At 36.6% G+C, this 16,186-nt stretch carries 17 protein-coding genes; 10 read left to right on the top strand and 7 right to left on the bottom strand.

What is annotated here, in order from left to right; translation table 11 throughout:
• Positions 1–16: 16 nt before the first annotated feature.
• Positions 17–1,351 (top strand): MFS transporter, encoded by a 1,335-nt coding sequence (locus AAG068_RS26215; protein ID WP_342716387.1) that lies wholly within the window; start codon positions 17–19, stop codon positions 1,349–1,351.
• Between the two features lie 128 nt (positions 1,352–1,479).
• Here the strand turns inward: AAG068_RS26215 and AAG068_RS26210 are convergent, their stop codons facing one another.
• Together AAG068_RS26210 and AAG068_RS26205 are read right to left on the bottom strand one after the other, a co-directional pair.
• Entirely contained in the window at positions 1,480–1,992 is a 513-nt protein-coding gene (locus AAG068_RS26210; RefSeq protein WP_342716386.1) for a DUF3278 domain-containing protein, read from the bottom strand.
• Positions 1,993–2,184, bottom strand: a complete 192-nt coding sequence (locus AAG068_RS26205) for a helix-turn-helix transcriptional regulator (protein ID WP_048560328.1) — start codon at positions 2,182–2,184, stop codon at positions 1,993–1,995.
• Between the two features lie 374 nt (positions 2,185–2,558).
• Here AAG068_RS26205 and AAG068_RS26200 point away from each other — a divergent pair, with 374 nt between their 5' ends.
• The 5 genes from AAG068_RS26200 (at position 2,559) to AAG068_RS26180 (ending at position 7,123) form a co-directional block, all read left to right on the top strand.
• Entirely contained in the window at positions 2,559–3,752 is a 1,194-nt protein-coding gene (locus AAG068_RS26200; RefSeq protein ID WP_342716385.1) for an efflux RND transporter periplasmic adaptor subunit, read from the top strand.
• Entirely contained in the window at positions 3,749–4,429 is a 681-nt protein-coding gene (locus AAG068_RS26195) for an ABC transporter ATP-binding protein (protein WP_342716384.1), read from the top strand. Before AAG068_RS26200 ends, AAG068_RS26195 begins: the two co-directional genes overlap by 4 nt.
• Positions 4,426–5,628, top strand: coding sequence for an ABC transporter permease (locus tag AAG068_RS26190; RefSeq protein WP_342716383.1), 1,203 nt, complete (start codon positions 4,426–4,428; stop codon positions 5,626–5,628). Before AAG068_RS26195 ends, AAG068_RS26190 begins: the two co-directional genes overlap by 4 nt.
• A 127-nt stretch (positions 5,629–5,755) precedes the next feature.
• Positions 5,756–6,436 (top strand): Yip1 family protein, encoded by a 681-nt coding sequence (locus tag AAG068_RS26185; RefSeq protein ID WP_342716382.1) that lies wholly within the window; start codon positions 5,756–5,758, stop codon positions 6,434–6,436.
• Positions 6,437–6,652: 216 nt separating this feature from the next.
• Positions 6,653–7,123, top strand: coding sequence for a sigma-70 family RNA polymerase sigma factor (locus tag AAG068_RS26180; protein ID WP_342716381.1), 471 nt, complete (start codon positions 6,653–6,655; stop codon positions 7,121–7,123).
• A gap of 54 nt (positions 7,124–7,177) precedes the next feature.
• On the opposite strand, the gene AAG068_RS26175 is transcribed toward AAG068_RS26180, so the two are convergent.
• Positions 7,178–7,684 (bottom strand): competence protein ComK, encoded by a 507-nt coding sequence (locus AAG068_RS26175; RefSeq protein WP_342716380.1) that lies wholly within the window; start codon positions 7,682–7,684, stop codon positions 7,178–7,180.
• 191 nt (positions 7,685–7,875) lie between these two features.
• Here AAG068_RS26175 and AAG068_RS26170 point away from each other — a divergent pair, with 191 nt between their 5' ends.
• Complete coding sequence (locus AAG068_RS26170; protein ID WP_029441035.1) at positions 7,876–8,274, top strand: DUF4359 domain-containing protein; 399 nt, start codon at positions 7,876–7,878, stop codon at positions 8,272–8,274.
• A gap of 95 nt (positions 8,275–8,369) precedes the next feature.
• On the opposite strand, the gene AAG068_RS26165 is transcribed toward AAG068_RS26170, so the two are convergent.
• Together AAG068_RS26165 and AAG068_RS26160 are read right to left on the bottom strand one after the other, a co-directional pair.
• Entirely contained in the window at positions 8,370–8,585 is a 216-nt protein-coding gene (locus AAG068_RS26165) for a DUF2922 domain-containing protein (RefSeq protein ID WP_306186479.1), read from the bottom strand.
• Positions 8,586–8,652: 67 nt separating this feature from the next.
• A complete protein-coding gene (locus tag AAG068_RS26160) occupies positions 8,653–8,877 on the bottom strand; it encodes a DUF1659 domain-containing protein (protein ID WP_306186480.1) in 225 nt (74 codons plus the stop codon).
• A gap of 110 nt (positions 8,878–8,987) precedes the next feature.
• On the opposite strand from AAG068_RS26160, the gene AAG068_RS26155 reads away from it, so the two are divergent.
• Positions 8,988–9,473 (top strand): VanZ family protein, encoded by a 486-nt coding sequence (locus AAG068_RS26155; RefSeq protein ID WP_342716379.1) that lies wholly within the window; start codon positions 8,988–8,990, stop codon positions 9,471–9,473.
• A 133-nt stretch (positions 9,474–9,606) separates the two neighbouring features.
• On the opposite strand, the gene AAG068_RS26150 is transcribed toward AAG068_RS26155, so the two are convergent.
• Both AAG068_RS26150 and AAG068_RS26145 read right to left on the bottom strand, forming a co-directional pair.
• Positions 9,607–12,363, bottom strand: coding sequence for a DEAD/DEAH box helicase (locus tag AAG068_RS26150; RefSeq protein ID WP_342716378.1), 2,757 nt, complete (start codon positions 12,361–12,363; stop codon positions 9,607–9,609).
• Complete coding sequence (locus AAG068_RS26145; protein ID WP_342716377.1) at positions 12,347–13,966, bottom strand: SWIM zinc finger family protein; 1,620 nt, start codon at positions 13,964–13,966, stop codon at positions 12,347–12,349. Before AAG068_RS26145 ends, AAG068_RS26150 begins: the two co-directional genes overlap by 17 nt.
• Positions 13,967–14,137: 171 nt before the next feature.
• On the opposite strand from AAG068_RS26145, the gene AAG068_RS26140 reads away from it, so the two are divergent.
• Both AAG068_RS26140 and AAG068_RS26135 read left to right on the top strand, forming a co-directional pair.
• On the top strand, positions 14,138–14,626 hold the full coding sequence (locus tag AAG068_RS26140) for a zinc ribbon domain-containing protein (RefSeq protein ID WP_342716376.1): 489 nt from the start codon (positions 14,138–14,140) through the stop codon (positions 14,624–14,626).
• Between the two features lie 5 nt (positions 14,627–14,631).
• The gene (locus tag AAG068_RS26135) at positions 14,632–16,185 is read left to right on the top strand and encodes a hypothetical protein (protein WP_342716374.1); all 1,554 of its coding nucleotides are present in this window, start codon (positions 14,632–14,634) and stop codon (positions 16,183–16,185) included.
• Position 16,186: the final 1 nt, after the last annotated feature.

The following is a 16,186-nucleotide window of genomic DNA, read 5'->3' as shown; positions in this document are numbered from 1 at the left end:
AAGGAGACGAAAGAATATGTTTAAATGGCTCAAGCCAGCACCTGCAATTGAAAGATTGCCAGCGGATATGATCGACCGTGTATATCGATTACTACGCATTCGTGTGTTAATCGGGATTTCAGTTGGATATGCTGCTTATTATTTAGTTCGTAGTAACTTTACGTTATCAAGTACGTATTTAGTAGAAGAATTTGGATTTAGCACAGCTGAAATTGGTCTACTAGGTTCAGTAATGGCAATTGTTTATGGATTTAGTAAGTTCTTTATGGGGAATTTATCAGATAAAGCTTTCGCCCAGCGCTTTATCGCAGTCGGTTTATTCTTATCAGGGCTTGTAAATATTTGTTTCGGTTTTGCATCGTCATTTGGAATGATTGTTACATTACTTGTCTTAAATGGTATTGTACAAGGTATGGGGGCACCCCCTTGTAGTATCGTTATGACGAAATGGTTCTCGAAGAAAGAACGTGGTACGAAAACAGGTCTTTGGAATATTTCACATAACGTTGGCGGAATGCTTGTACCACCACTTGTCGGAATTGGTGTAGGTATTTTCGGTGAAAACCACTGGCAAGGCGGCGTGTTTATTTTCCCAGCTATTATCGCAATGGTAATTGCAGTTCTTGTTTGGATTAATGCGAAGGATACACCAGAATCAGAAGGTCTTCCTCCAATTGATGAGTATCGTAATGACTATGAAAATCTTGAAAAAGCAGATAATGCTAACAAGATGTCACCAAAAGAAATTTTAATGAAGTATGTAGTGAAAAATAAATTTGTATGGTTCTTATGTATTGCGAATGCATTTGTTTATTTAATTCGCTTCGGTGTTATTAACTGGGTTCCACTTTATTTAACGACAGTTAAAGGGTTCTCAAAAAATGAAGCACACGCGGCGTACGCAATCTTTGAAGGTATGGCAATTCCAAGTTCATTAATCGTTGGTTTTTTAAGTGATAAACTATTTAAAGGAAAACGTATGCCATTATGTATCATTAGTATGGTCGGAGTTGTTATTGGTACGTTTGTATATTGGCAAGCAACTAGCATACTTGTTGTAAGTATTGCTGTTTCTATTATTGGTTGTTTAATTTACGTACCACAGTTCTTAATCGGTTTAAGTGCGATGGAATTAGTACCGAAATTTGCAGTAGGTACAACAGTTGGTATGTGTGGTCTGTTCGGTTACGTAGGCGGAAGTCTTGTAGCAAACGCAGCAATCGGTGTTATTGTTGATCGTTCTGGCTGGGACGGTTGCTTCATCTTACTATTAACAGGTGCTATTTTATCAACAATCTTCTTGTTCATCGTTCAACGTGGACATGAGAGAAAAGCTCCTAAAGCAGCTTAATATTTTGTTCGAAAAGCTATCCAATTATTATTTTGGATAGCTTTTATATTTTTATATGGGAAAAATAGTTTGTAAAATTGCGTTTTAATTTGTAAATGATTTATTTAAGAAGTAATGAGTTTTGTTATTTAATATAATTTTTTTAGGTTCCATAAACCGAATATATACATAGTTAGACCGAAAAATCCGCCGCCACAGATGAAAATTATAACCTTAAATAAAGAAATGGATATTTCTTCTGAACCTACGTAAGGAAGGATATAATTCATAAAAACAAACATTTGAAAGCCCCAAAGTACACCTGCTTTTAAGCCAGCTTTTCTTAATTTTTTCTTGTGTTGTAAATATTCTTCTTTTGTTGCACATTCAGTATCACTTAAACCCTTTTTCTTGAATTTAAAGGCTAAATAATTAGCGTAAATCATATTAGATAGAAAAACTAATATAGTTCCTATAGATATTGTGTGGTTCATAGTATCAACAAGTAACATAATAAGCATGACCAACATATTTAGCCACCATAAACCAATTCCAGCCACAGATAATTCTTTATTGATTTCTTGTTTTTGATATTCATCGCGCTCACTCATTGTTCCGACAAAACTATTATAAACTCTTTCTTTCCATTCAATTTTCATCATTTAATCTCCCTCCCAAAATAGACTGTTTAAATCTGTTTTTAGTGCTTTTGCTAATTCGATACATAAGGCTAAAGAGGGATTATATTTATTGTTTTCAATTAAGTTTATTGTCTGTCTCGCCACGTTAACTCTTTTAGCTAATTCTAGCTGCGATAGACCTTCAGATTTTCGATATTGTTTAACGTTATTCAAATATAAACCTCCTATTAATAGTTGTAGACCTTGTGTACCGGAATGTCATGTATATGTGACATTTTATAATTGAATAAATGAAATGTCAAATATATATGACAAAAATGACAGTGGTGCAATTAGGAAAATGACTTTAATAATTTATCTTTGTGAGGAGTTTATTAATAAAGGATAGGTTTTCTTATATTACTATAATCTTTCCTTAAATCTATCTTAAAAGACAATATGTCATATTTCTAATCATTGGAATTTTTGTTACAATATAAATGGATGTGTAAAACTTTGTAAAAAGAATGTAATAATATGCATTTTGTTTTCAGAAAGTTTTATACAATTTTTATATTAAACTATTAAGTTATAAAAGGAGAGAGAATATGGTACCAAATACGGTTCGTACTCCAAACAAGAAGAAGAAGTGGATTATTATCGGGGTTATTGCACTAATTGTTATTGTAGCAGCAATTAATATTTTCGTAATGCAAGGTAAGAAGAAAGGCGCAGCAACAACGGCTGACGCTGTAAGCTTTGAGAAGGTAACGGAGCGAAAGCTTAATAATACGAAGCTGATTTCTGGTCAGGTGAAGCCTGGGAATATTGAAAGTTTCTATGCGGATCCAACTAAAGGAAAAGTGAAAGATATTGAAGTGAAAGAAGGACAAGAGGTAGAGAAAGGCGCGAAGTTATTCTCTTATGATAATGAAGAGATTAATTTGCAAATGAAGCAAGCTGAGCTTGATCAGAAGATGGCTGATATGCGTTATGATCAAGGGAAGAAGAAGATTGATTCGCTGAAGAAAGAAATTAAGAAAGCGAAAGATAGCGGAGCTGGGAAAGAAGTAACAGATCCGATGGAAGAGCAAGTAAGTGAGCTGGAGATAGCTCAAAAGACAACTGATCTTGAGAAAGAAAAAGGGAAGTTACAAAAAGAAGAGTTAAGTAAAAAGCAGAAAGAACTTACGATTTATAGTAATTTTGCTGGTGTCGTTCAACAGTTAGATAAGGATGCGGCGCAAAGTTCATCTCAAGCGTTAGGTGGTCAAGGGAAAGCATTTTTACAAGTAGCTTCTAAAGATCCGTTCCAAATTCAAGGGACGTTAACTGAGCTTCAAAAGTCACAAATTCAAAAGGATCAAACATTCACTGTAACTGCGAAAGCAAATAATAAGAAAAAGTGGACAGGTAAGATTACAGAGGTAAGTGAATTCCCAACGAGTGCAGAGATGGCGCAAGCTGGTGGTATGGGTGAAGCGACTCAAAACATGTCCCAATATACATATAAGGCAAGCCTTGATAGTCAAGATGGTTTATCTCCAGGTTATCACGTTTCTCTGCAAGTAAATTTAGAGAATAAGAAGATGATTGCTGTTCCGACTAAGAGTATTGTAGAAAAAGACGATGATGCATTTGTTTATGTTGAGGATAAAGGAAAGCTTCGTAAACAAAATGTGAAAAAAGGTTCTACTGATGGAGACTGGACAGAGGTTGTAGAAGGCGTAACAGTGGGGCAAAAGGTGGTTAAAAATCCTTCCGACGATGTGTATGACGGAATGGAAGTGAAAGAGAAATGATTACGTTAAATCATATTGCTAAAACGTATTATCAAGGAAAATTGGCAGTGCCGATTTTGCACGGTATTAGTTTAACGATTCAGGGCGGTGAATTCGTTTCAATTATGGGACCGTCTGGTTCTGGTAAATCAACGCTTATGAATATTATCGGTTGTTTAGATCGTCCAACAGAAGGCGAATATATGCTGAATGATGTGAATATCTTAACAGCAGATGAGTCAAAGCTTGCTTTAATTCGTAATAAATATATTGGCTTTGTGTTTCAGCACTTTAATTTGCTGCCGCGTCTTTCAGCAGTGGAAAATGTTGAGCTTCCGCTCGTTTATGGTGGCATAAAGAAGGCAGAGCGTCGTAAGCGTGCTTTAGAGGCGCTAGGTAAAGTTGGATTAGCGGATCGCGTGCATCATTTACCGAATGAATTATCAGGTGGACAGAAGCAGCGTGTAGCAATTGCAAGGGCGATTGCGAATAATCCAACGTTCATTATGGCCGATGAGCCGACTGGTGCGCTTGATACGAAGTCTGGTGAGCAAGTTATGGATATTTTCACGAAGCTTAATGCAGAAGGTACAACGATTGTTATGGTTACACATGAAGAGGAAGTAGCAGCGTATTCTTCCCGCCGCATTGTATTGCGAGATGGGAAAATTACAGAAGATAGAAGGTGTGCGGTATGAGTTTACTAGATAGTATAAAAATTGCCCTATCTTCTATTTTAGCTCATAAACTGCGTTCAGCTCTTACGATGCTCGGTATTATTATCGGGGTAGGTTCTATTATTACTGTCGTTGCAATTGGGCAAGGCGGGGAAGCGATGCTGAAGTCGAAATTCGCAGGTTCTGGTGGTAATAACCTAATGCCAATTCAATTTAAAGCAGATATTAATGATGAGTTTAATATGGGCGGGCATGAAATACCGAAGTTAACGGAAGAAGATATTATGGAAGTAAAACAAGTGAAGGATGTATCCCATGTTATTACAACAAATCAAGGGATGGAGATACTTGATGTAAATGATAAAAAGGCAAATCTGAATGTTATTGGTCTTGATAATGAATATTTTGCAGTTAATAAAGTAAAGGTCGTAAAGGGACGTACTTTAAGTGAATCAGATATTACTCATGCAAATAATGTTATGATGATTAGTACAAAAACAGAAGAAACGTTATTTAAGGACGTAAACCCAGTTGGACAAATTATTGAGATGAAGGGGCAGCCAATGCAAATTGTTGGTGTGTATACATCTGATAATGAGTTTATGGGATTTGAAATGGAAGAAGGGTTAATCCCCCTTACGTTATGGCCTGTTTTATTCGGAACAGATGATATTCAAAATATCGCAATTCAAGCTAAAAATGTAGATGATTTAGAAAAGGCTGGGAAACAAGCTGTTGATGTATTAAATAGTCGTAAGCCAAGTGAAATTCCAGGTAAATATGAACTGGTGAACTTAAAAGAATTCCAAGAAAATGTTTCTAAAGTAACTAACATCATGACAATGATTATCGGCGGTATCGCTGGTATTTCATTAGTCGTTGGTGGTATTGGTGTTATGAACATTATGCTCGTATCTGTAACAGAACGTACGCGCGAAATTGGAATACGTAAAGCACTTGGAGCAACACGTAGTAAAATTTTATTACAGTTTTTAATTGAGGCAGTTATGTTAACACTTCTAGGTGGTTTAATTGGGATTGGTCTTGGATATGGCGGGGCCTATATCGTTTCCACATTTGCGAAATGGCCACCACTCGTTTCATGGGAAGTTGTCGTTGGAGGCGTACTGTTCTCTATGACACTTGGTATTATTTTCGGATTAATTCCAGCAAACAAAGCGGCGAAATTAGATCCAATTGAAGCATTACGTTATGAGTAAGTTAGTAGTGTAGTAGAGAGGAGGCTCTCTACTACATATCACCGTTCTAGTGGGCGGTTCGTAGCCTCCATGTGAGGAAGTGAACCGCCCGTTAGAACGGGTTATATACATAGAAGGAGGCGTTATAATGGAAACAAATATTAATACGCAAGATGTAGGTTCGAAAAAGCCGTCATTGTTTGGGATGATTACTTCTCCAGGTGAACAGTTTGAGAGAATGAAGACGAAAAGTCCTGTATGGGGAGGGTTTTTCTTATTTCTTCTAATGGGGACAATCTTGGCAGCAGCGGTATCTTATTTAGGATTACTTAATACCCCGGAATTGGCGAAGCTGGTTAAGGATGATACGACAGGTATAATGAAATGGACTACACTTGGGTTTGGAGCTATTGGAGGTCTAGTTGGAACTGCTTTTGGTCTTTTTGTAGTAGCCGGATTTTATAAAATTATTATGATGTTTATGAGCAATGATACTCCATATATGAAGATACTATCTATTTATATATATGCTAATGTTGTCTTTTATGTTGGTAGTCTTCTTAATGTAGCTTTAGGATATATTTTAGGTGGGAATGGCGCTGATAAATATACAAGTTTAGGACCTTTATTTGAACAAGGAACAATTGCATATGGCATTGGTTCTGCATTTGAAGTCTTTAACATTTGGAGTTTAATTTTAACTGGCTTAGGCTTGCATATTGTTGCTGGTTTAAGTAAAAAACAAGCAATAATTTTAATTTCTATATTCTTTATCTTTACAATTGGGTTTAGTGTGTTAGGCGGCATGTTCTCTGATTTTGGTGCATAACATATTATTTTAAAAAGGTGGCTCTTCGGAGTCACCTTTTTTATTTTTCCCCCTACTTCAAATACTACCAGCAGAATTTCAAATACGGTTTAGTGTAATTTCAAATTTCGGCGGTCGTATTTGAAATTACTTGTAGTGAATTATATTCTTTATTTTTATATTGTGGAGGTACCGGCAGAATAACAAAGAGGTATACCTTTTAGAAGTGGGTACTGTGTGAAACCAGCAACTTTTAAAGAGGCAGTTGTTTTGTATGAAGGTATGATTGTGAATCAAATAAAGAAGTTAGGTATTTATCAAGATCATGAAGAGTATTATCAATGTGGTTTAATTGGTCTTTGGTATGCATATGAAAGATATGATGCGGAGAAAGGAAGTTTTCCTGCATATGCAGTTATAACGGTGCGTGGTTATATATTAGAAAGATTGAAGAAAGAGTTTGCAGTGCAAGAAAAGTGTGTATATGTAGGAGAGTATGAGGATATCTTTCATTTTGAAGATATTGAAATGAGAGCGAAGGATTTTATGAGTGTGTTAGATGAGAAGGAGAAGTATATTATTTTTGAACGCTTTTTTGTAGGGAAGACGATGGGAGAGATCGCTAGTGAGATGGAAATGACTTATTATCAAGTGAGATGGGTGTATCGGCAAGCACTTGATAAAATGCGAGATAACTTAAGAGGATAAATAGTATCATAAGAATGGAAGGCAAGGATATTGCTTTCCATTCTACTTATTTTGTTAAGGTAGTAAATGTAATAAGAGGTTTTTGAACTGTAGTGAATCTTGCATGTTCATACGTGCTAATACGTATCCAGACTTTAATAATTGTTGTTTTAACTTATGAGGACTGATATGTATGGTTGTAGTTGTGCCATTTGAAAAATAAATGGTAGCTTTTTTACTCTTTTTGAAAAACTCTATGTCATTTATATGATTATAAAACAGCCATATACAGTTTGGAGAAGAAGGAGATTCTGTCGGAAAAGCACAAATATATTCTCGATGATTAATTGGAATTGGGACATTTTGTTTGAAATGAAAGTTTGTTTGAACTGCTTTACGCCTGCCTTGATAAGTAGAGTGAACATTGGCTAGACAAGCTTGTTTGATGAGCTGGAGAGCAGTTTGACGAGAGTAAAGATGGTTCCCACTACTTTCTATTATTTTTGTTTGGTAATAAGGGTGCTTGTAAGGCTCTAACATCATTGTTGCATTAGAAATAAAAATATCATTTTCATTGTTCATAACTTCGAGTCCTCCCCTTTAAAATAATATTATTAATATTATTATATACGAATTAAGTAAATTAACTGTTAATATTCCGTTTCATATTGTAAATTTTGTCTATTCGTTTACAATCAATAGATGTTAGTCTTTCTAATTTGCATCGCTTGTACATATATATGAAAATAGAAAAGAGTAGGCGGTGAGATAGTATGAAAAAAAAGTATATTATTATGGCTCTAGTTGTTGTTCTTCTAGTATATTTAGCAAATAGCAATCCGAGTAAAGGTGAATATACGGACTGGGCAGCGAAGCAGTTTATGAAACGTAACGATGTAAGTAAGAAGCTAGACGAAGTTCAAAAAGAGAATGAAGAGGGTCTCCTTGGCGATTTAGCATCGGCTGGTAAGAAATTGGCGAAAAAATATGTTGAGCCACAAGTTGGATTATTAATCGATCATTATACGAAGCGAGATGATTATATATTCTTCTCAACATATAAGACTGAGTTCGATATAGGCGGAGAACACTATAAATATGTATGCGTCGGTTTTTCCAAAATCTTTATTCCGATTGAAATGCCGAAGAAAAAAGACGAATCTGCAAAATGATGCAGATTCGTCTTTTTGTTTATCCCGCGTTAACGTCCGGTTCAACTAATAATCAGTGGGGGATGAACAAAACCCCCACTGATTAAAGTTTCACTTTATAAGGTAATGGAAACTTCAGATACATTCCTTTCTACGAGACGGGCTCCTTTTTTTCGGGTATTATCATTGATTGATGAAAATACAGATGAGGCAAGGATGGTATCCATTACTTGATTTACGACTTGTGCATCGACGGGTGTGATCGGTTTCTCGATAGAAAAGACGACTGTTTTTCCATCTTCTTTCGCGAAAATTAATTCTAGTACTTGCATACGTTGTTTCCTCCTTTTTATTTATCGTATAATCAGCGGGGGATGCCCCACTGATTACAGTTCTACCTTATAGGTTAGAAAGATCTGATGTGCTAACAAGTTGTATAGCGTGAAGTGGTGATGCTTGTAAGGAAGCAAGAGCACGTGCTACGTTTTGTACTTGTTCTAAGTTTGCGTTTGTCTTAACGCGCTTAAATTGTTTGTTCTTGAAAACTGTTTTTCCGTTTTTATCTAATCCATTGTTTAAGACAAGACGTAAAGTTAAGTCCATTACGATTGTTTCGACTGCCATGTTTATCACCCCCTTTCACTATATAAATAGGGTTCAAATGTCATGTTTTGGCGTGAAATTTATTCTTTTTTTTGGTACTCTTAAAAGACTAAGAGAGGGGTTTCGGAAGAATGAATCGTAAATGGTTATTTTGGATTCCTGTTTTACTATGGATGGGGTTGATTTTCTATTCCTCAGCACAACCATATAAAAAGCAGGATATGCGCTCAGATATTGAACAATATGTAAATGTGGAGTTTGTAAAAGAGCATTTCTCGTGGGTATCTATCGATTACGGCGGTGGTACACCTGTTAGCATTGCAAATAAAGGTGTAGGCGGATTTATTGAGTTTTTCCTTCGTAAAGGTGCTCATTTTATGGTGTTCTTTATGCTCGGGTCATTGACGTATTATGCTTTTCATCGATCGGGTTGTTCGAGAAAAAGGTGTTTCCTATACGCTCTTCTTTTCGTTGCAGGATATGCAACATTTGATGAAATTCATCAATGGACTACGGGAGATCGTACACCGATGTGGCAAGATTCATTACTGGATACGTGCGGCGGATTAACAGGAATTATAATAAGTAATTGGTTTTGGAATAGAAAAAGGAGCTAATCTTTTGAGATTAGCTCCTTTTGTTTATCCCGCTATTCGCCGGGCAGTAAGACCCCCACCTCAAAATTCAGCGAAAGCACAGAAGTGAGGTGGGGGACAACTGCCAGTAAAAGCCCGATTGGTGAGGGCTGATTTATACACCAAGTAATTCTTTTAGCTCGTCTGTGGATAGTTCGGTCATCCAACTATCGCTTGTAATGACGGCGTTGTTTAATGATTGTTTTCTTTCTAACATTTCATCAATTTTTTCTTCGAGTGTCCCCGTTGTAATAAGTTTATGAACATGAACGAAGCGTTTTTGACCAATACGATATGCTCGGTCTGTTGCTTGGTTTTCTACAGCTGGATTCCACCAACGGTCGTAGTGAATGACATGGTTGGCAGCGGTTAAGTTCAAACCAGTTCCACCTGCTTTTAACGATAAGATGAAAATGTCATACGTTCCGTTTTGGAACTGCTCGATCATTTTGTCACGTTCTTTCTTCGGTACACTACCATTTAAGAAGAGGACGCGCTGACCGAAATGTTCTTCTAACACACTTTTTAGCATGTTCCCCATACCGATGTATTGCGTGAAGATTAAACAACTTTCATTTTGATCTTTTATATTTTCAATGAGTTCCATTAACGTGCTCGTTTTCATGGAACGTTCGATGATATCTTTTGGTTCTGTTTCTTTTAAATAAAGAGCAGGGTGATTACAAATTTGTTTAAGTTTGTTCAGCATGAGTAATATAAATCCGCGTCTTTCAATCCCGCTTAATCCTTCTACATTTTGCAACGTATCTTGAACAAGTTGTTCATATAAGGAAGCCTGTTCTCCAGTAAGTGGACAGTAAGCTTTCTGTTCTTGTTTATCTGGTAAGTTTAATGCGACTGTTTGATCTTTTTTCGTACGACGCAGTAAAAACGGCGAGATAAATCGTTGAACTTGTTGGATTTTTCCTTCGTCACGGTCCTTTTCAATTGGTGAGACGAAGCGGCGCTGGAATTGTCCTAAGCTGCCAAGATATCCGTGATTAATGAAGTCGAAAATAGACCAAAGCTCGGCAAGTCGGTTTTCCATCGGTGTGCCGGTTAAAGCAATTTTGTGATTTGCTTGCAAGTTTCGGACTGCTTTTGACTGTTTCGTATGTGGGTTTTTAATATTTTGGGCTTCATCCAAAATAACAGCATCCCAGCATAACGTACTAAGTTCTTCCTCATCAAGCTGAGCTAATGCATAAGATGTTAATACAACATCTGCTGATTGAAGGAAGTCTTTAAATGATTCACCTTTCGCCCTATTACTTCCATAATGTAACTGAACACGTAAATTTGGTGCGAAACGTTCAAATTCTTTTTGCCAATTTCCAAGAACAGATGTCGGTGCCACGATTAAGGCAGGACCTGTTTGGAGATTGTTCTCTTTTATATATAGTAAGTAAGTGATCGTTTGAATGCTTTTTCCAAGTCCCATGTCGTCAGCTAACAATGCGCCGAATCCAAGTTTTCTTAAATATAATAACCACTCAATGCCATGTTGTTGATACGGGCGGAGTGTAGCATGTAGTGAAGAAGGGACGTCTACTTTCGGAATATCTCCAATGTGCAATAGTTTTTGGAATAGCTCTTCATAATATCCATCTAGTTCAATTTCAATATCGTTAAATGGACTATCTTCTTCTACAATTTCTGTTTCAGCCATGTTTGATAAATGTTGCTGAAGGACATCTTTCATTTCGAGTCCATATTTATCAGCACGGTTCATGAGCTTTCGTACTTCTTCAATAAAGGCTGGGTCCAGTCTCATCCATTGACCATTTATATTGAATAATCGTTTGTTTTGTTCAACGAGTTCGAAAAATTCGCTTTCTGATAAATCAATGCCGTTCGTTGAAATGCGCCAGTCAAAATTAACGAGCGTATTCATACCGAAGAAAGATTGCGTTTGCGTCGCATTTTGCTTCAGTTGCACACGTAATTTTGGTTTTGTCGCTTTTAAATTTTGCCACCATGATGGTAGTAAAATCGTAATACCTGCAGCGAGTAATTCGTTACTTGCTTCTGTTAAGAAGTTCCACGCTTCTGTTTCAAAGAGCTCGCTTCGGAATGTATCTCCATCTTTTAACCATGGAACGAGCTTACTGAAACCTTCTTGTGTTTCCAGAATACGCTCTTCATAATCGTGCCAGCGTTTTGGTAAAGAATCGATGTTTTCATATACATATATGCGATGTGCACCACGCTTTGGTGTAACAATTGTTTCAAGCTTCCACATTTCAAATTCTTCTTGTGGCTCTTGTAGCCGTAGTCCGATTGTAAAGGGAAGGTCATCTTCAATGTAACCAATTTTTCGAAGCCAATCTTCTTCATGTAGTGCTGCATCCAATTGTCTTTTCGTAAAGTCGTAATGTTCATAAAGTCTCTTTGCATCTTCCCATCCGTCATTTGAACGGTTATCTTGTAATATGCTTTCATTTACTGCAGCTGAGAAAAGAGATGCCAATGTGTCATCTTCGATTGGAGTATTTTGAACTTTCCAAGATGGTTGTTTAGGCCAACGCTCCATATCAGGTACGAAGCTACCGCTGATGAAGGCATCCCATAATTCGTTCGCATCTTCCTTAAGTGCTGTAATAGGGCCGTTCATTTGAATATGGGCAAAGGAATTCATCGGTTTATTAGCGATGTATTCAAATGCTTGTGCGTTTGTTAGCATAACACCTTGTTTTCCTTCAAAGGTTGCTTCTTTTAGAAACGTGCCGTAGAAGGAAGTGGAATGCCATGTAAATGCATTTCGTTTCCAACTGGTTACGGATAATGGAGTACCGCTATCATCTTCTCCCCAAAGGAACCAACCTTGACTAACATGCTGGAGCCTAATTGTTACTTCAGTTTGATTGATCATCGATTAATTTTCCTTTCCGTAATTCCTCTTGTAGTGCACGTAGACGTGAATGTAAGTTTGCGATGTGAATAATGAAGGTATCCCATTCATCGGTACGCTTTAATCGTTTATATAATGTACGTAATTTCTTTAAGTAACGAACTGCACGTCTATATGATTTGCGATTTCGTTCTTCAATGGCCTCTACGGCAGCAAGGTGATAAAGAGGAAGTGCCGCTTCTGGTGCTTCCTTTTCAATATCTTTCAGCGGTTCTTTCAAAAGTTCAATTGCTTCAAATCCATGTAAGAGCTGAAGTTCTGCCCATGTTTGATACTGCTTTTTTGCGAGTACGTATTGCTCATAGTTTGCGAAACTATATGGTAATAGCTCTTGCAAAATCATTTCAAATCCAGCTTGTTCATTTGCATGAGTTGCATACGTTTCATACATGATGACGAATAAGCGAACGATATCTTTTATGAAAATTGTATTTTCGTGCTCATGTATCGTTTTTTTCACTTGTTTATACGTAAAGGAAAGCCAGTTTTTCGCACGATCCCATTTCATTGCATTTAACAACTCTTCTAACCAATAGAAGTACAGACTTACAACAGAAGCAGGTTGTTTCTTTAGTAAGTCCATCGCTAATAGGTCTTCATCATTTAAAAACAGTAGATGAGAAGATGCTAACGCTTTGGAAAGTGGATTGATTTTTGTATCGATTCGTTTTTCTTCTTCATGCAGCTGCTCTTTATTGTGTAACAGTTCACTCCATATGTGACGATAAATAAAGAACCTCTCTTGCGTATAGGCATCCGTGGAGAAGAATACTTCGTGAACGAGACGAGCTGTTTCTTGTAAAATTGCTTTAGACTCTGAAGGAATCGCTTCTGATTGTAAGTCCCGAACGATGGATTCCACTTTATCTACAAATAGGCGAACGACGTTAACAGGCTGATGATAAGAATACGTTTTATTTGCTTCGAAGTCCTGAATTTCTTCTAATAATTTTTGAAAGCAATAAAGCGCTGCATGTAACCTGAACAATTCATGTATCACAACGATACGCGGAGCCTTCCGCTCAAGTTTCGTATAGAAGTCCGTAAAAATACTCATAAGAAAATACATTTGTTTATAAGTAAGCCGAGCTTGTTCTTTTTTAAATGATTCATATTCATTATCAAAATATGATTGCCAACTTTTATAATCGGTTTCTTCAAAAGCTGATGATTGCAATACTTGTCTTGCAGTTCGAATAGGAGGAAGAGAAGGTTTCGTATTATTTTTAAATAAATTTAATACATCTCCTACTTGCCCGAAACTAGACGCTGCAGATAGTAATACAGCGAGCATATGCTCACATTGCGTTGGTGCGAAGCAATCGCAATAGCTTTCAGCTACGTTACGAATCGGGATATGGACACTATATACGCTGCCTTCAGCATCTACAGTTCCTGATAGCGTATAACCATCAAAGTCAACGTTGTAGACAACACCACTACGATATAGGTGCCGAGCTGTAGCGACATGTTCCTGATCAGCTGTTTGCTGTGGATCTAGTCCTTGAACGAACTCATTCGCAATCATCATAATTTCATCTTTCGTAATTGAGTGTTGCAGCATAATATTCCTCCGTACACATATTTCTTTCCTTTACCATTATAAACAAAAAATGCTCAAAACAGAAAAAATGAAATTTTGATTACAAAATTTGGATTACATAACTTGAAAATCATGGTAATATATAAAATGTTAATTTCGTATATTACTATATTCTTTATAGGAGGGAAAAAATTGTCAGATTTACAGGCGAAGTTTGGTAACGGTATGAACAAATTGCAAGAGGGAATTGAGCAAGGAAAGATGAAGTTGCAAGTAGCTCAGGAGGTTGCGCAATTAAAGAAAATTACGCAAGAGAAATTACAAGCGAAAACTGAAATTTTGCTTGAACTGGGCCAAACGGCATATATGCAACTCCGCAATGATGAAGTTCGAATAGATGTGTTGAAAAATATGATAGAACCAGTACAAGAGCTGGATGTTGCTATTTATAACACGCGTAAGCAAATTGCTAATTTACAGAAACAAGGACAGAAAGGGCAGTGTAGCTGTGGAGGCCCATTATCATTAAATGATAAATTTTGTGGACAGTGCGGGAAAGAAAACGAGTTACTCCTTCAATCAAAAAATGTTGAAAATGGATCATGTACTTCATGTGGTGAACAAATTGCAACAGAGGCTACATTCTGTCCAGTTTGTGGTATGAAGCAAAGTAAGGAGTGAGGAACATGTATTGTAAAACTTGTGGTTTAGAACAATCGGATGTAGCGAATTATTGTACACACGATGGATCTAGTACAGGTAGTGTAGAGAGTGAAGTTACGTTAGCGCCGAAAGACTCCAAGTATTGTCGAACTTGTGGAGTGGAAAGTAAAGGGATTGCTACGTATTGTGAGAAATGCGGGGATTCTTTATTAGGTATTATGAAAAAAGAAATGAAAACAAGATTACAAGACGAAGGTTTACAATTACATGTAAGTCCATCTGGAAGCACTTTGAAAAAAGGTTTACTTGGTGGTGGACTTGCAATCATATGTATGTTTATAGCCGGTTGGATTGGTAGCTTAGTTGTTGATGCGGCGATTAATGACCTAGTGAGAACGATGCTTACAAATATGAATGGTGTGCTGAATATGGCTACTATTAATCAATCTTTCATTGGCATAGCACCATTAATCTTAATGTATCATTTAATAGGCCTTGAAGTTAGTGGGAGCGAGGAATATGCGATGTCATTTATCCTTCATTTCCCATTGTTCATCTTGTTAACTATTCCAGCACTTATATTAGGTGGAATTGGATTCTTTGTAGAAAGAAGCAATCCTTCTACTGTTTGGCGTGAGAAGTTACTAACATCAAGTGTTATTGGTATTGTATATGGGATTTTCTTGTGTATCGTAAGCTTTATTGCAAGTTCTTCTACGACAATTTCTCAATTCTATAAAACGATGACAATTAACATTGGTTATTCTCATATTGTTAGTTTATTGTACGGCATTCTATTTGCTGTATTATTTACGTTTGTTGGCATGTGTATTCAAGCAGGGCCATACCGTCTATTATCTTCTATGAGTCGAAGCGTTCCATACGTAACGTCTATTTATTATAGTGTAGTAACTGTATTAAAAGGATTGCTTATTACATTTGGTATTATACTTATTACAATTTTATTTAGCAGTTCAAAGTCAGTGGGACCAATTGATTTTCCGGAGAAAACATATAAAACATTAATTTCATTAGAAGCAACACCATATATGTGGAATATGGCTCACTTCGCCCCAACGGCAATTGAATGGGGAGATATGGATAAAGAAATGAGAAGATATTCAGTGGAAAAAGGTCCATTGCATTTATCTTATACGTCAGGAATATCAATAAATGGTACGTCATTAAAAGATCTGGAAATCGCTAACGGAGCTAATTTAAAACGAGTAAAAGAAATTGAGGATTTCAATTCCTATATGCACTGGTGGGGATTATTAATTTTATTACCATGTATTTTACTATTTAGAGCTGGAATGAAATTGGCTCAATATCCGATGAAAAATATGTACGTAACTATCGCGGTATTTAGTGCGGTGTATACTGTGATGATGCTTTGTGTAAATGGGTTGGCGAAAATTCATATTGAAGCTTCAGGAAGTAGAGAAGTTATGAAGGAGTTTGTTGATATTTCCGGACCATTATTCTCTATTCAAAGTAGCACAGTGTATTTAATAGTAGGTAGTTTTCTTCTTTCTTACGCATTAACGTTTGCTGGTATGAAGTTAGTAAAAAAATAAG

The sequence above is a fragment of the Bacillus paramycoides genome (assembly GCF_038971285.1).
Classification (GTDB): Bacteria; Bacillota; Bacilli; order Bacillales; family Bacillaceae_G; genus Bacillus_A.
Note: the sequence above shows the minus strand (reverse complement) of the source record. Positions and strands in the feature narration are given on the sequence as shown.

Coding starts and splice junctions, on each gene's coding strand:
- AAG068_RS26170 (WP_029441035.1), top strand. CDS start 7,876: ATGAAAAAAAAGTATATTATTATGGCTCTAGTTGTTGTTCTTCTAGTA.
- AAG068_RS26145 (WP_342716377.1), bottom strand. CDS start 13,966: ATGCTGCAACACTCAATTACGAAAGATGAAATTATGATGATTGCGAAT.
- AAG068_RS26175 (WP_342716380.1), bottom strand. CDS start 7,684: ATGAACAATGAAAATGATATTTTTATTTCTAATGCAACAATGATGTTA.
- AAG068_RS26135 (WP_342716374.1), top strand. CDS start 14,632: ATGTATTGTAAAACTTGTGGTTTAGAACAATCGGATGTAGCGAATTAT.
- AAG068_RS26185 (WP_342716382.1), top strand. CDS start 5,756: ATGGAAACAAATATTAATACGCAAGATGTAGGTTCGAAAAAGCCGTCA.
- AAG068_RS26200 (WP_342716385.1), top strand. CDS start 2,559: ATGGTACCAAATACGGTTCGTACTCCAAACAAGAAGAAGAAGTGGATT.
- AAG068_RS26150 (WP_342716378.1), bottom strand. CDS start 12,363: ATGATCAATCAAACTGAAGTAACAATTAGGCTCCAGCATGTTAGTCAA.
- AAG068_RS26165 (WP_306186479.1), bottom strand. CDS start 8,585: ATGCAAGTACTAGAATTAATTTTCGCGAAAGAAGATGGAAAAACAGTC.
- AAG068_RS26195 (WP_342716384.1), top strand. CDS start 3,749: ATGATTACGTTAAATCATATTGCTAAAACGTATTATCAAGGAAAATTG.
- AAG068_RS26160 (WP_306186480.1), bottom strand. CDS start 8,877: ATGGCAGTCGAAACAATCGTAATGGACTTAACTTTACGTCTTGTCTTA.
- AAG068_RS26190 (WP_342716383.1), top strand. CDS start 4,426: ATGAGTTTACTAGATAGTATAAAAATTGCCCTATCTTCTATTTTAGCT.
- AAG068_RS26155 (WP_342716379.1), top strand. CDS start 8,988: ATGAATCGTAAATGGTTATTTTGGATTCCTGTTTTACTATGGATGGGG.
- AAG068_RS26210 (WP_342716386.1), bottom strand. CDS start 1,992: ATGATGAAAATTGAATGGAAAGAAAGAGTTTATAATAGTTTTGTCGGA.
- AAG068_RS26215 (WP_342716387.1), top strand. CDS start 17: ATGTTTAAATGGCTCAAGCCAGCACCTGCAATTGAAAGATTGCCAGCG.